The 15,112-nt window shown below is 45.4% G+C and carries 13 protein-coding genes; 4 read left to right on the top strand and 9 right to left on the bottom strand.

All coding sequences use genetic code 11. The annotated features are described in order from the left end of the window. Positions 1-7: 7 nt before the first annotated feature. Together ACUN27_RS09555 and ACUN27_RS09550 are read right to left on the bottom strand one after the other, a co-directional pair. Positions 8-1,324 carry an efflux RND transporter periplasmic adaptor subunit gene (locus ACUN27_RS09555; RefSeq protein WP_326060372.1) on the bottom strand — a complete coding sequence of 439 codons (1,317 nt, stop codon included), beginning with the start codon at positions 1,322-1,324 and terminating at the stop codon, positions 8-10. 20 nt (positions 1,325-1,344) lie between these two features. After that, the gene (locus tag ACUN27_RS09550) at positions 1,345-2,004 is read right to left on the bottom strand and encodes an HlyD family efflux transporter periplasmic adaptor subunit (RefSeq protein ID WP_315951776.1); all 660 of its coding nucleotides are present in this window, start codon (positions 2,002-2,004) and stop codon (positions 1,345-1,347) included. A 267-nt stretch (positions 2,005-2,271) separates the two neighbouring features. Here ACUN27_RS09550 and ACUN27_RS09545 point away from each other — a divergent pair, with 267 nt between their 5' ends. From ACUN27_RS09545 to ACUN27_RS09535, 3 genes are read left to right on the top strand one after another with little or no spacing between them, the layout of a single operon-like run. After that, positions 2,272-2,850: a TetR/AcrR family transcriptional regulator gene (locus ACUN27_RS09545; protein WP_315951778.1), complete on the top strand. Its 579-nt coding sequence runs from the start codon at positions 2,272-2,274 to the stop codon at positions 2,848-2,850. Between the two features lie 58 nt (positions 2,851-2,908). Continuing rightward, positions 2,909-3,448: a PAS domain S-box protein gene (locus ACUN27_RS09540; protein WP_326060374.1), complete on the top strand. Its 540-nt coding sequence runs from the start codon at positions 2,909-2,911 to the stop codon at positions 3,446-3,448. Continuing rightward, positions 3,348-4,055: an ATP-binding protein gene (locus ACUN27_RS09535; protein ID WP_326060375.1), complete on the top strand. Its 708-nt coding sequence runs from the start codon at positions 3,348-3,350 to the stop codon at positions 4,053-4,055. The genes ACUN27_RS09540 and ACUN27_RS09535 overlap by 101 nt, the downstream gene beginning before the upstream one ends. 71 nt (positions 4,056-4,126) lie before the next feature. Here the strand turns inward: ACUN27_RS09535 and ACUN27_RS09530 are convergent, their stop codons facing one another. The 3 genes from ACUN27_RS09530 to ACUN27_RS09520 are packed head-to-tail and all read right to left on the bottom strand — an operon-like array spanning position 4,127 to position 6,267. Further along, entirely contained in the window at positions 4,127-4,600 is a 474-nt protein-coding gene (locus tag ACUN27_RS09530) for a hypothetical protein (RefSeq protein ID WP_315951780.1), read from the bottom strand. A gap of 22 nt (positions 4,601-4,622) precedes the next feature. Then, positions 4,623-5,630, bottom strand: a complete 1,008-nt coding sequence (locus ACUN27_RS09525) for a DUF3231 family protein (protein WP_326060376.1) — start codon at positions 5,628-5,630, stop codon at positions 4,623-4,625. A gap of 43 nt (positions 5,631-5,673) precedes the next feature. After that, positions 5,674-6,267, bottom strand: a complete 594-nt coding sequence (locus tag ACUN27_RS09520) for a CBO0543 family protein (protein WP_315951782.1) — start codon at positions 6,265-6,267, stop codon at positions 5,674-5,676. 242 nt (positions 6,268-6,509) lie between these two features. On the opposite strand from ACUN27_RS09520, the gene ACUN27_RS09515 reads away from it, so the two are divergent. Then, a complete protein-coding gene (locus ACUN27_RS09515; protein WP_326060377.1) occupies positions 6,510-7,490 on the top strand; it encodes an aldo/keto reductase in 981 nt (326 codons plus the stop codon). Between the two features lie 70 nt (positions 7,491-7,560). Here the strand turns inward: ACUN27_RS09515 and ACUN27_RS09510 are convergent, their stop codons facing one another. The 4 genes from ACUN27_RS09510 to ACUN27_RS09495 form a co-directional block, all read right to left on the bottom strand. After that, a complete protein-coding gene (locus ACUN27_RS09510; protein WP_326060378.1) occupies positions 7,561-8,043 on the bottom strand; it encodes a hypothetical protein in 483 nt (160 codons plus the stop codon). Positions 8,044-8,240: 197 nt separating this feature from the next. Continuing rightward, positions 8,241-8,387 carry a hypothetical protein gene (locus ACUN27_RS09505; RefSeq protein WP_315951785.1) on the bottom strand — a complete coding sequence of 49 codons (147 nt, stop codon included), beginning with the start codon at positions 8,385-8,387 and terminating at the stop codon, positions 8,241-8,243. Continuing rightward, entirely contained in the window at positions 8,377-8,544 is a 168-nt protein-coding gene (locus ACUN27_RS09500; RefSeq protein WP_445558798.1) for a hypothetical protein, read from the bottom strand. Before ACUN27_RS09500 ends, ACUN27_RS09505 begins: the two co-directional genes overlap by 11 nt. Positions 8,545-8,693: 149 nt before the next feature. Beyond that, on the bottom strand, positions 8,694-15,104 hold the full coding sequence (locus ACUN27_RS09495; RefSeq protein WP_445558797.1) for an S-layer homology domain-containing protein: 6,411 nt from the start codon (positions 15,102-15,104) through the stop codon (positions 8,694-8,696). Positions 15,105-15,112: the final 8 nt, after the last annotated feature.

The following is a 15,112-nucleotide window of genomic DNA, read 5'->3' as shown; positions in this document are numbered from 1 at the left end:
GCGCCTCCTATTCGGCTTTTACCTTCGTGCCTTCAGTTAAATTATCTGCAGGCTTCACGATGATTTGTTGATTGGCTTTGATGTTGTCGTTAGGCATCAGGTAGAGCCAATCCTGGTTTTTCTCTTCTGTTTTCACTTCAACGAGATGCACTGTGCTGTTCTCTGCGGTGAACAGATATTCTTTTTGGTTCTTTTTGACGACTGCGCTCTTCGGCACTTCTAGACGACTTTGCTGTGAAGCATTCAGCTGTACTTCCGCCACCATGCCGGCAAATAACAAGCCGTCTTTGTTATCGACTTTTACCTTCACAGGAAATGTGTTGCTGTTGGTGTTGGCTACCGGACTGACGAAGGAAATCACACCTTGAAAACTTTTATCCGGCACATTTTGCACCTTCACTGCTACGGCCATGCCTTCTTTCACTTGTGTAATCTGGCTATCCATCACACTAAGCTCTACTTGGACTTGATCCATATTAACAAGCGAGAGGATCTGCACCCCGGCCTGTGCCAACTCACCTGGCGAAATGCCTTTTTTCACAATAACTCCATCGATGGGTGCCGTAATTGTCGCATTGCTCAGCCCGCTATTCGCGAGCTCAAGCGTAGCATTCAACCGCTCAACATCCGCTTGGAGTGCTTTAACCGTATTTTCTGTCGGACCGACTTTGGCAAGCTCCAGTTTGGCTTCTGCCCCTCTCAATTGGGCTTCGGCAGATTTCTGTGCGCCTAAAGCCTGCTCGTAACCGGCCTTTGCCTTTTCATAATCGAGCGTCCCTTTATCCAAATCATCTTGCGATACATTGGAGCTGCTCTCGAACGCATTGCGAAGACGATTATAACCGCTCGTAGCAAGATCCAAGCCTGCTTTAGCCTGCTCTACGGCCGCTGTTGCCTGTTGGTAAGCCCCACCTGCTGCAAGGATAGCACTCTGGAGTCCTGTAATCTCTTGGGTACGGGCACCCGCTTGCGTATCAGCAAGCTTTGCTTGAGCTGCGGTGGAAGAGTATTCGGCTTGTTTGACCTGTTGGGTCAACTCGCTCGTCTCCAACTGAACAAGCACATCCCCCTTCTTCACCTTGCTGCCCTCTTGCACGCGAACTTCTGCTACTTTACCGGACGCCTTCGAAACGATATTAATACTCTGATCAGGAATGATTTTGCCATTCAGGCCCGCTGTTGCTCCTTGCCCCAACTTGATGATTTGAACAGGAACGGCCGACGCACTTGATTCTTCTGCTTCTATCGCCCCACATGCAGGTAGAACAGCAAGGGTAGCAAGCATAAAAACAGCGGGAACTATTAATTGATTTAATCTATTCATTTGAACTGACTCCTCTTTGTTTAATTGCTCTTCAAGTGGATTTTGATGGTTGTGCTGATTCCCGGCAATAGGTTAAGCCCTTGATTGTCTTCAATGGATATTTTGATTGGAATACGCTGAGTGACCTTCGTGAAATTCCCGCTTGTGTTCGTTGAAGGCAGCAACGAGAAGGTCGATGAGGTGGCTTTGCTTATTTCTTTGACCTTTCCTGTTAAGACCTTGCCTGGGAAATTATCCAATTTAATTTCAACTTTCTGTCCTTCATGAATCTTATTGATGGCAGTTTCCTCTATATTGGCTGACACAAATAACTTAGTAGGGTCTACAATCATCGCTACAGCCTGGCCGACTGACGCCACTTCACCGGTTTTAATCAAAGTCTTGATCACCGTGCCTTCTATCGGAGCTCTTAATGCCGCTTGATCCAAGCTGCTCGTGGCCAAATTGTTACTATCCTGTTGTCCGACAATCTGATCGGCAAGCACATGCGCACCTTCATCGATCTGCAGGGACGTCACTTTCCCCGTAATACGTGGCATCACTTTATAGATGTCGCCGGCCAATCGGGAATCCTCGGTTGAGATGAAGTTCTGTCCTTCATACCAGAAATACCCGGCAATACTGCCTCCGCCAAGAACGATAACGGTTAAAATGACATACAACATAATTTTTCGTTTCATGTTTTCTCCTCTTTCTTATTTTCCGTTTTAACACTTGTTTTTAACACTTGTTTTTAACAAACGTTAAACTCCATGGACGTTATTATATGACCTCGGGATTAGAGCCGTCAATGAAAATTTTTCCGACAATCGATTCCCCAAAAATGAAATAACCCGCACTCCTTTATAAGGAGTCGCAGGCGTTTGACTATTGTGATATTCTCCTATAAAATTCGTTAGAACAGGTGTTGCTAACAACTGTTATACGGAGGTGCAGTTGATTCCTATATGAACAAACAAGAAATCGATGTGAAACAAAAAATTATCATATCTGCCAAAAAGCTGTTCTCCGAACAAGGTTACGAAGGGACGAGCGTCAGAAAGATTTGTGACGAGGCTGGTGTATCATTGCCGTTGGTTTCGTATCATTTCGGAGGCAAGGAAAACGTATTTCTGGCTATTCTTGAACCGCTAGAGAAACTGCCCTTTTCTGCCGAAACCGGGGATCCCAAGCAAGATTTGCAGAAATATCTAGAGGTTATGATGGCTTTTTATCAACAAGATCGGGAAATTTCATTAATTGTTAGACAAGAACTAGCTATGAATAGCACAAGAGCGGACAAAATCATTACGTTTATTCAAAACTCTACAAATAAATTAAAAAGCATTCTCGAGAATGGACGGGATCAAGGTATTTTTCAATTTGAATCCATATCGAATGCTTTGCGCTTTATCCTTGGATGCATGAGCATGATCTCGGTCTCCAATACGGGGATGCTCGAAGTGATCATTGGAGAAAAAGAGGTCGGCGACTATCCGATTGAGAAAGAAGTTATTGAGTTTATTTACAAGGGAATTCGAAGTTAACAGCTGAAACTTATACGAAGAGCCTCTCTCCCATCAGCATCAGGGTAAGGGGCTTTTTGTGCGCAATGAAACTTTTCTCGTTCAGGAATATAGCCATTATTTTGAAAGGAAAAACGCTGCTCTTTGTCCAATTCTTTTAATATGGATCTTACGTGATTTAGGAGGATATATGGCAAAGAATTTGGATGTTTCACAGCCCGAACTGTTCTCTCAAGTATTCAAATATTCCCCGATTGGCATAGCCTTACTCTCAACGCAAGGAAAATGGCTGCAAGTGAATGCATCTTTATGCCGAATTACTGGTTATACGGAATCAGACTTTCTTGACATGACGATTCAAGACATCATTCAAATGGATGATACAGACAAAACGTGGGATGTAAGGGATCAAATTTTAGATGGCAACATGGATAACTTCCAAATGGAGAAACGTTTTATCCACAAAAATGGTTACACCGTATGGGTACTATTGGCTATCAATTGCATGAGGGACGAAAATGGACAGGGATATTACGGAGTGGAAAATTGCCCAAGAACATCTGCAAAATTCCGAGAAATTATCAGTAGCCGGGCAGTTAGCCGCTGGAATCGCCCATGAGATCAGGAATCCGATCACCTCTATTAAAGGGTTCATTCAATTGATGAAATCTGGGTTTGGAGAAAAACCCATCTATTTCGATATCATGACTTCCGAAATCGAACGGATCGAATTGATTCTTAGCGAACTCTTAATACTGGCGAAGCCGCAATCGATTAAATTTGAGAGAAAAGATATTCGGGTGTTGCTGAGCCAGGTTATGACGCTTTTGGATTCACAAGCGATCCTGAACAATGTTGAATTTTTGGCTGAATTCAAGCCCGGAGCTACGCATCTATACTGCGATGAAAATCAGCTAAAGCAAGTATTTATCAATTTCATCAAAAATTCCATTGAATCCATGCGTGACGGCGGTAAAATAACACTTGAAGTCAGCAGTGATAATGATCAAGAGATGATGATTCGGCTAGCTGACCAAGGCTGTGGAATTCCCAAAGAAGCCCTCTCCAAGCTAGGTCAACCTTTTTATACAACCAAAGAAAACGGAACCGGCCTGGGCTTTATGGTAAGCAAAAAAATCATAGAAAATCACGCCGGTAAAATCAAAGTTGAAAGTGAAGTCAATAAAGGCACTCTCATCGAAATAACGCTGCCTTTTTCCAGTTAACTATCCTGCAGTATCCAGGAATCAAAAGACCGCCTCAAACCCATGAGCCGGTCTTTTCACTGGACTATTCCTTAATTCTGATCCTCGGATCGTATAAATCGCTTCGTTACTTTCATCAACATGAGCCCGACCCCTAAACCAATGGGTGCGCAAATCATAGGAAGCCATATCGGGCCAAGCAGCACATTTTTTATACGGAACGTTGTGGAATACATCACTCCGACCGTAACCAAGTAGGCAGAGAAAGCGAATGGCATGAACATGAATGGCTTTTTCTCACCAATCGCGTCTCGATAAGCGTCCCACATAGCAAAAAAGTAGAGACAAGGATAAAACATTAACCACTGATAATTGGTCAGCTCAGCTGCTTTCTCCATTTTCCCTTGAAAACTTAACATGATAGCTGTATTAAAATTGGATTGGACATTGATTAATATTTCTAATCCAATGAAAAGAACGCCTTTTGCAATCTTGCCATCCAAAAGTTGAGGGAATCCTGGCAGTGCGATGCTCCATAAAATTTTCTCAAGTTCATCTTTTGTCATAGGGGTCTCTTCTTTATTTTTTTTACTGCTTGATGAGTTGTTTGCGGTCCTCCATTTGCGGCGGTTCCTCCAACCAACCATGTTTAATCATCAGCTTAATGCCATCGTGAGTATAGACATAGATATCCTTGGCGATTAATCCTGCCTTTAAATTCAAATCATTTCGAAGCGTGAAAATAGCGCCAAAACTGCTGCTAACCATGCCGAACGTATTAAGAAGGTGAATGCAAAACATCATGAGTTTCTCTGAAAACGGGGCCATTGTAGAAGTTGTTACGGTACTCCCGGAAGTGGCCGAGAACTGAATGTTGCTTTGGAGGAGAATTTCTTCGAAAGTATGAATTTGTTTCTTTGCAAGTTCCATACCCTTCACAAAATATTCCTTTACTTCCGGGGTATTCGCACATTGGGCAAAGCCTGAAATGAGTTGCAACCCGACATTGTTTGTCTCAATCCCATGATGCAGAATGCCGACTTCGATTGTATTTAAAGCCCTTTTTTCTCCAAAGAGATTGAATCCGCTTAAATAGTCTTTGCTCTCAATAAACTCATTGACAATAGGCATTGTCACTTTGGGAGGTGTGGTGAGAATCCCTTTTTTTAGCAAATATTCGGTCGATCTTTTATAGATATTCTGTGTAACGACGGTTAATCCCTCATAAATATCCATCACCTCACCTTGGTAGGACATATTTAAATTGAGGGTATACATGCCCATGCTTATTTCTTTCAAAATGCGGAGGAACATGATATCAAATCCATTGTCGTACAGTTTCGGCGCCTCTAAATTGACATCCCCTTTGGTAAAACCAACAGGTACGACAATGCCTTGATTTTCAAACAATCTGATAATTTTATTCACATAATGATCGAGATCCTGCCATAAGCCACCCATAATATTTCTTGCTTCATGACCATCCGTTTTCGCGATGAAGTAATCCAACACCCGCAGAATGAGTGTCTTTTGCTGATAGGTAAGCCAAAGTGTCCCGAGCTCTGAAGAGCTTATGGAGTCTGCTTGCTTTGTCATTATTTCATCTCCAGTTAAAGAGCAGTCCTACGGAGCCCTCTATTCATCTTATTTTCTTCTTGTTCCTTGGATTAAAATTGATGACCAATTCCCGATCGACGTTAATATGGAGCACGTTGCTCTGAGTCAGGTCAACGAATCCTTTCACCAGAATTGTAATAGGAACCAATATGATAAACGACTCCCAATAGGACCATCTCATAAGTTGATACATGCCAAGAGACACAAAGATGGGCTCACCGATAAACGAAATGACTAGCGAGGCCACTACACCAGCAATCAGAAATGATTTCCAGCTGGAAAACCTCTGATACAAATAGGCAAAAATAGAGGGAACCACAAAGAAGTCGACAGCATTTAAGTTCTCAGTAAATGGAATTAGTTGATGCGGGTAACGCCACAAGTCGAAAAACTTGCCGACTTGATCGACCGCCCCGACAATAATAAATGCCGTCATGAAGGCTAATACGGTGCTGAGTGTCCTTTTACGATCCATAGAGATGAGCAGCAGCACAAAAACCACCAGATTAGCAATGACGATAACCCACCACTGGAACGAAAAAACGTCCTGATGCAGCCAGTAATCGAACTCCATTCGACTCTCTTTCGTGTTTAATTCCTCTATTTCATTAGGCATATCTTTCTCCCTATTCGCTTCAAACTTAAATTCTTGTTCTTTATTATTAAACAGGAAGACAAAAATATGTATCGTTGGGAAGTGTTATTTTGGACAAATAAAACATCCGCGGCATAGGCTGATTCCGTTCATAAGTGCATGGAGAGGATTAGGCAATAATTCGGCATAAATGAGATAACGCCCCCCTGTTCATCTGTTGCATAATAAGGTTATCCCGCTGAAATAAAGGAGCGAAACATGACATGGAATATGTGAAACTTGGAAATACTGGCTTGGATATATCTCGGCTTAGCCTTGGCTGCATGAGTTTTGGTGCAGCAGAGCGGTGGCATCATCCTTGGATACTTGATGAGGAGCGCAGTCGCCCTATTATAAAAAAAGCCCTTGAATTAGGCATCACTTTTTTCGATACAGCGAATGTGTATGCAGATGGAACCAGTGAAGAAATCATCGGACGAGCTTTGAAGGATTACGCCAATCGGGATGAAATTGTCCTCGCGACAAAAGTGCATGGACGTATGCATCAGGGTCCAAACGGCGCCGGCCTTTCCCGTAAGGCGATTTTGAGTGAAATCGATAAAAGTCTGAAGCGGCTAGGAACGGATTATGTTGATCTATATCAAATTCACCGTTGGGATTACCATACCCCCATTGAAGAAACGATGGAAGCGTTGCATGATGTTGTAAAGGCAGGTAAGGCCAGATATATTGGTGCTTCCGCCATGTACGCATGGCAATTTCTGAAGGCGCTGCATGTAGCCGAGAAAAATGGATGGACCCGGTTTGTGTCGATGCAAAATCATATGAATCTCATCTACCGTGAAGAGGAGAGAGAGATGATGCCGCTTTGCAAGGCAGAAAAAATCGGTGTGATTCCATATAGTCCAGTTGCCTCAGGAAGACTGGTACGTGATGAATCGGTTACCACGCTTCGTTCCGAAACCGATCACATGCAAAAAAAGAAGTACGATGCAACAGCGAATACGGATCGCTTCATTGTGGAACGTGTAGCAGCCATAGCAGAAAAACGCGGTGTTCCCCGTATTCATATCGCGCTTGCTTGGCTGCTGCAGAAGGAGCCCGTCTCGGCTCCTATTATCGGCGCTACGAATGTGATTCAGCTCGAAGAAGCCGTAGGCGCTTTATCCATGAAGTTAACGCCTGATGAAATTACGTCATTGGAGGAATTGTATGTTCCCCATCCCGTAGTTGGAGCGATTTAAAACTTCAAATAGGATGAAAGGCCAAATAGCCCGTGGATGGAAATCCCCGGGCATTGGGCTTGCTATATGTTTAGATCGAAAAACCTTTCATTAACGGCATAATAAATGAAATGGCACCCATGCCAAGTTTCATAAAGCTGCCTATGTTGCTAAACAACCCGCCTGACCCGCCTGCGCTTTTGGCAGCACCTTGACCAAGACCTCCCAGTAATCCACCACCTGAGGAACCCCCTCCAAATAAACCGCTAAGTCCTCCGCCGCCAAGAAGCCCAAGTATGTTACCTAAACCACCAAAACTGGATATATGCGCTTTAGATCTAACTTTTTTTCGTGGAATCTTCTTGTCCCCTTTAAATCCTTGAAGAATAACTTGACTAACCTGCACTTCTTTCAGAACACCATAATAGACAGAACCGTCCTTGAGTACTACGCATACAGGTGTTCCTAGATTAGCTGCAGCTTGAGCGGCGATCTTTGACGACGATGCTAATCGTCCTTTCTGTCCAACATTTACGCGGCCGTGCTTTCTTGTGGGGTGAGGATAAGTTTTCATGCTGCTCTCACATCCTTTTCATGATATCCCTATTCTTGTCATCATATGTTGAGAAGACAAGATCCGAATGTGCGCTTCACAAAATAAATTACTTTATTGGTGATAACCGATAACAGTTGGAGATGGTTAATCGCCATTCCAACCGTTTACCGGAAAACTACCTTCTCGAAGTTAACATGGATTGCCAGTCCTGATAGCTAAAAATCAGGGTTATTATGGACTTGCTCATACACATCCTTGCCGCTTCGTACCACCCCAGGCATGATGCCGGTATCTCCCAATGAGTAATACACATAGAAGTCAGTAATTTGAGGATAAAACGTTTTATACAGTTTAAAATCCATCGCCACTTGATGCCCTATGAGTTTCATCTTCCAGAGCCGCGTTCGATTCACGATATACAAACACACCAATTAGAATCGGCAGAAACAAAATGGCAACGTAAGAAAATAGCCAGGTTAAGATAACGCTTCGTCTTTTCATCCAAATACTGTTTAGCACGATGTTAGCCCCCATTTATACTTCCCAACAAGAAAAATGTGTAGTTCCATGGTACACAACCACATCTTAGTTTGAATAGAGCCAATATTTATTTCTTCGCTATCTGCTCAAAGCAAAAGACAACCGCATGGGTTGTCTTTACTAATTATTTATTTGCTTCTCTTGGCATCCAGCATTTTGCTAATCATAGCGGCGGCCTCTTCTCTAGTAATCTGTGCCTCCGGATGAAGCGAGCCGTCCGGGTAGCCACTGATAACGCCTAACTTCACAAGCATTGACACATATGGCATTGCCCAGCCAGGGATGGCTACAGTATCGGTGAAGGAATTTTCTGCACCCGCTGCAACTGTATCCACCTTCATCATGCGGCCGATTATCGCAATGGCTTCCGCTCTGGATATCGGTACCTTAGGGTCCAGATATCGTTTCTCATCTCTCGTCGTACCTCCGAGCCATCCTTGTTCAATGGCCGCTGTGACATAAGGCTTTGCCCAGGAAGCGACAAGCTCTTGATCCACGAACTCAGGTGAGATCTCGTGTAAGGTTGAAACGGACGCTGTGCCCTCGGCACCAACGGCTATTTTGGCAAACTCTTGCCGCGTAATGGAACGCTCTGGTTCAAAGGCTAAACCATTACCGGAAGGAACGCCATTCACGATTCCCATTGAAGCTAATCTGTACACCATATCATGGGACCAATGAGCTGGAGGCATATCCTCGAACACCGGCAGATCACCGTTATACATGAAGGCATATTTGCTAAAATGCGGTAACGAAGCGGTTATCGTGCCTGCTGCCGGGTCTACGCGACCACCGACATATTCCCACTTATACGTCTGTTCATTGTACCAGTATATCGCTGCTCGACTTGGATCCTGAAGTTCTTCCAGACTATAGCGAACTGTCAGTTCTGCAGGCTTTTGAAGTACCGTCGGTTTATCGAACTTAAACTCATAAATCTCGCCAATCACTTTTAACCGGCCTGTCTCATATTTCTTCGGAGTCCGTACGGCGCCGATGCCCAGTCCTACGCTTTCCTGAAGCGGCTGAGCCGGTATGCGAATGACGGCACGATCGCGAATCTTAACCACACTTTCCTGATTGTCTTTAAGAATAGCGGACGTAATGTAATCAACGCCCTGCTCCTGCTCAATTAACCTTTGTAAAATTCTCTGGAGCGTATCTTCTACCTTTGAATCCGTCGACTCACTGCCACTGCCAGCGTCATGTTCAGGGGTGTCGGACGTTGGCGGCACATACCAATCATCGTATTGAACAGGAGGAGTCTCCGGCGCTCCACGCGGTTTGGTTACTTTCACAGCCATCGTATCTTCAAAAGCAAAATCTCCCGCGACCGAATAGGAAGCTTTGATGACCATATCTCCTTCATATTCAGCCTGTAGACGCCCTTGCTCCGACATATTCCCGTTCGTTTCCCCTAAGAGTACGCTCCACTTCACACTGCTAGGATCAATGTTAAACGATTTGCCTTCTTTGTCTGTCCCTATAAGTTCCAAAGACTGTTCACTGCCCGCTTCTACCTGCAGAACGCCATCTTCCAGCCGACCCTCTTTCGCACGCAGCTCCACTTTGGCTAAGGAACTCAGTTGACTATTTACAACTTCGGTATTCAGCACAGTTTCATTCCCTGCGATATCTTTCGCAGTAACAACGACAGGCTTGGACAAGTAGCCCTCCATAGGTATCGATTTCTCAAAGGCACCACTCGTTTGAACGTCAATTGGCTCCTCATTTATCGTTACCGTACTGCCTGGCTCTGCCATCCCTTTCACGATTACCGTTTGTTGGTCAGATGCAGTGCGTGTACTTTCCACTTTTAAATCAGGCGCAGTCGTATCCGAAATCACACGAACGCTGGAAGCTGTGATATCGCCTTGCGAATTCGTCGAGAATAATTGGATGACGTTCTCCCCTTCATTTAACGAAATGGATTGTTCCCAATCAGCCCCTGATTGCGGTTCTTGCTTCACGTTGTTTACAATGATATCGGACGATACCGTCTGATTCGCATGCATATGCAAAAGCATATTGTTTTCTTTCATGATATAGGTTGTCGTACCATCCTGCGAAAATGTATTGGTAACGGGCTCATGATTGGCATGAAGCACCGACAGCTGTACATTGGCAGGCTCTGGTTGCGGTAAAAGGACTGCAGCCGTAACCGCAGGTTCGCTGTAGACTTTGATGCCGTCAACTAATTTGTAAGCGCCGATGGACACTCTGTAAGAGGAGCCCGGCAGCATACCGACTTTTTCACCGGCCTCGTTATTTAATGTCCCACCGATTCTAGCCTTGTGAACTTCGCCAGCCAGTTCAATGACACCCAAGCTAGGTATGGCTTTGCCACTCTCGTCCAGCACTTGTACTGTGTATCCATCAACCGCTTGCTCATTCCAGGAAAGTTCGAACAGTCCATTGCCTGCTGGGGTCAAATGAACCTGACTGGGAGAAGCCGGCTGATGCGAATTCACCATTTGCAAGGGTTGACTGCTGTATTGGCTGGTTACGTTCGTCTCGCCCTGTGACAAAACTGCCTTCACATAATACGTGCCGCTAGGCGTCGAGTCCGGCAAGACGATTTGCGCAGAACCGGCCGAAACGTCAAGATCTTGAACAAGCAGACTGCCAGGGTCGTTCTCATTGTTGGTGCTAAGGAATAAAGAAACTTTTTCATTCGTCGTATGATCACTTTGCCAATGAACTGTTATCTGTTGCGGCTTCGTGGCATCCGGTTGTTGAACATCGACATTGGTGAATGTTGGAGGTACGGTAACATTTTCAAGTGTCCACTCCAGATCACGATCTGTCGTTACTCGCCAGGTGCCGGCCATGGGATGCTTCATCGAGATCAAAACGCTTTGCTCACGCTCTCCGGAAGCAGATTCTTCAGCCGAAATTTCCTGAATGTCATAATTTTCACCGGAGACAAGCGGGTACGAATTGCCGGCTGGATCCGCAACTTGAAGCTCAGTGGGATCCCCTGAGTACGTAATGTCCAGTAAGGCCATCTCTTGCTCCGAAGAAAACGGAATGGAGTAAACGTTCGGACTGGCAGCTTTCAGCAATCTTCTCGTTGGCTGCTGCACATTACTTCTTGGCCCTGAACTGACAACGGGCTTCATGTTCGTTCCGAAGCTCATCGTTCCAGAAACACTTCCTGACTCATCATAATACGTCTGTTCAATGAGACTCTTAGCTGGCAGATCGGAATTCGTTGGTTCGTTGCTTGGTAACTCCGCTCCAGCCATTAGGCTTCTGCTGCTCATTAAGTTACGCTTGCCCAACGTGATGGACGGCTTTTTGTCGCCCCATTCATACTCGAAGCCCCAAGGAATACCAATAAATTCTACGTTTCCTGCCACTTTCTCCGAGCTAATTTCGCCTTCGGCCGCTGCAAGCACCAAACCTCTCGGAAGCTTCACCTGCAAATTGCCGCCGCCTGCCAAATAAACCGGTCCGAGCTTGCCATGCTGCTCCGGATCGTACCGGAAGACCACGTAGACTTCGCCGGTAAGCAAATTTTTGATATTAATTTTGGCCCCAGCCTTGAGTTCAACGCCAAACTGCGAGAAGGAGTCCTTGAGCAGTACGCTTCCATATACTTCTTCCAAAAGCTGTATCCCGAGCACCTCGAATGCGCCGGAAAACTCAACACCTCGCATCGATAGCCCTACCGTGGCATCATCCGCTTTAAACACTTTTGCGATGCTCAAGCCGCCAGTCATTTCTAATTTAAGCGGAGGCAGAAACTGATAATTGCCCATTAACGTATCGTAGATATTATAAATTCCGCCTCCACCTTTTGTGATATAGGCAACCGGAGCGATTGGAATCAGCGGAATACCCGGTTCCCCGCCTACAACGAAGCGGAAATTATCAATAATCGGAAAATTCGTATCGGTTAATCGTATGGTCAGCATTCCGTTCAATTCGACCACTTTAAATTGCACATTTGCTTCAATTTCATATTTCTTCTCGAACGTATCTACCCGAACAACACCGTCTACCCCCAAATCAAGTCCCGGGACTAGATTTTTCGGCAGCCCCGCTTCCCCTTCGGCTCGTAAACCCAGAAACCCGAATTTTCCTGCCGGACCAAAGGCATTGTCATATTGCCGAACACCGAACTTGGCCTCATCCAAATCGACCGAGACCAACACGGACCCTGCCCCATCGTCTTCTCCGTCTACATTCTCCGTTATATCTGTCGGCGGATTCGACGGTGGATTCGGTGGATTCGGTGGATTCGGTGGATTCGACGGATTGCCTGAATCCCCCTCATTCCCCGTGTCTTTTTTAGGGCCAGGCTCGAAGTCCAAGGCAAGCCGGCCACCGAATGAGACGCTCTCTGTTCCAATGACAGCATTTTTGATATTGAGTTGAAACCAAGCGAGTCGTTGAATAATAGATAAACCTTTTAATACGTCCCACTTGATTTCAATCTTCTCTTCTTGCTCGTCTTCCTTTGCTTCCAGAGCATATTTTTTACCGTCTTCCAACTCAACGCTGAAAGGCCCATAGGCAAATTTGAAGTTCGGGATCGAAAGAGCCCCATTCCCTTTCAAATTGATATAATCCTGATCATGCGTACTGTCTTTGGCACTCTTCTGAATGGTTATCTTTTGCGAAGCCTCTCCGAAGATGGCGGTTAACATCTCTGTTGTATCGTGGTGAATGACTGAGTTGATCGTCGAACCTTTATCAATCTCATAAACAACTTTCCCGCCATCGCCGTTTTTCGCCAGGATGGAACCTCGGATTTCCAGCAGCGAGACTTGGCGGCCGCCTGAGCGTTCGAATTCCATTTTATAATTCGCTAGCTCGGTCTCACTCTTTACAGGCAGCAAACTGTAGGTTTGCCCCGCCTCTTGCGTCATGTTATCGCCAACAACCAGCAGAATACCGTAATCTTTCGATTTAAAGCTTTTATCCAGCGTAAACTCGATTTTTTTCTCAAATACTTTGCTGCCTGCCGTCAATCTTACCGTGTAGGATCCCACTTCAAGCTTGTGCTGCTTCCACAGGTCACTGGTTAAATTCAATCGAGCTGTAATTTGCTTATCATCTTGAATGGATACGTCCGAGGCAGGAATCGCTACACTTGCTCCATCGCGATCCCGGATAACATCAAGGTTCCAACCTGACGATCCTTTCAAAATCTCAAACCCTGCTCCTTGCAGCGTTAGAGCAGGTTTCTCATCGAGCGTGTACAGTTTTCTCGGGAAAACCTCCATCAGCTGCATGCTGGGGATTTCCCCCGTCAAGGCAGGAAGAACAACATAAGAAGCTTGAATGCTTTCCTCTCCGCCTGCCGCTTGAGCGATGACTTGAAATTGCGCTGCTTTATACGCTAGCTGCACTTTAGGTTTTACGCGCCATGTAACGGATTGTGTCTCGCCGACCTTCATATTGCCTACAATTTTCGTTATTCCCTGTCCGGGTGTGAGCTCCAACTCATCGGGCAAGCCGAGTGTGACCTGCACGCCTTCCATATTCACTGAACGGTCAATGGCATTATCAATATCAACGCGTATATCAAACTCATTTTCCTTGTAGCCGTTACGATCATCGTTAAGCGTCAACTGCTTAGGCGCACCAACTTGCAACCGGTAAGTAGCTTCTTTCTTTGATGTGAAAAAGCTGCCCAAGCCATAGTACGTCTCGAATACAGCCTCACTACCCGGGGCAATGTTAGCCGGGTCCCAATAAAGCGCGACTGCACTATCAGCTGAACCGTAAGCGTTCTGCTTGTTCGTAAAATCGAGCAGCGGATTCACCGTGTAGTCCCATTTAGTTTGGGAAATGCCATTCCAATGAGCAATAATCATCTGATTCGGCGCTTTGTTTCCCCAGCCTTGCATAAATCCGTATGACATGACCTTTGGATTAATTGGATTGTCCGTCGCACTCCAATAATAAGGGAGCTGTCCCGTGATAACCTTCTCATTGGAAATGTACGTATTCCCGCCAGCTACCGAAATGGGGGAAGCGTCTTGCGGCCCCAGCATCGTATCCAGCAAAATCCGAGAGCCAACACTCTGATTTTGGTTGGTTTTATTTTTCACTTGATACGAAACTTTCATATTACCTGCGTTAGGATTCGTCGGATCGTCGACGAGTGTTAGCGTCTGCGTGATGTCCAGACCTTCGATGTTCCATACCGACTTATTCGTCAATCCCTGATTTGCCGGGGAGGAGGTAAAGCTTCCATTCGATCCTAGGAAGCCATACCCGTTGCCGAAAATATAATCTTTCCCGTTAATGCGAAACGTCGTAAAAGAAGTCTCCGGCAGTTTTTCCTTAAAGAGCAGCGCCTTGTTATCGTCGCCGCTCTTTAACGGGGAGCCTTGCTTTGTATTGACACTGAACCTTCCGGTCTCTTTATTCACACTTACTTCCATGAATGTATTGGAAACTGTAAGAGGTGTCATCTCCTCTTGTGCGGCCAACGCCAACCCGCTTCCGATCGGAAAGAGCAGGACAAACGCAGCTCCAATGAGCGCTATTTTTTTGCCTATCTGAAATCGATCCTTTATCATTGCTCACA

The organism is Paenibacillus sp. WC2504, assembly GCF_052682475.1.
The sequence above is the reverse complement of the archived record's forward strand: the minus strand, read 5'-3'. Positions and strand labels throughout refer to the sequence as shown.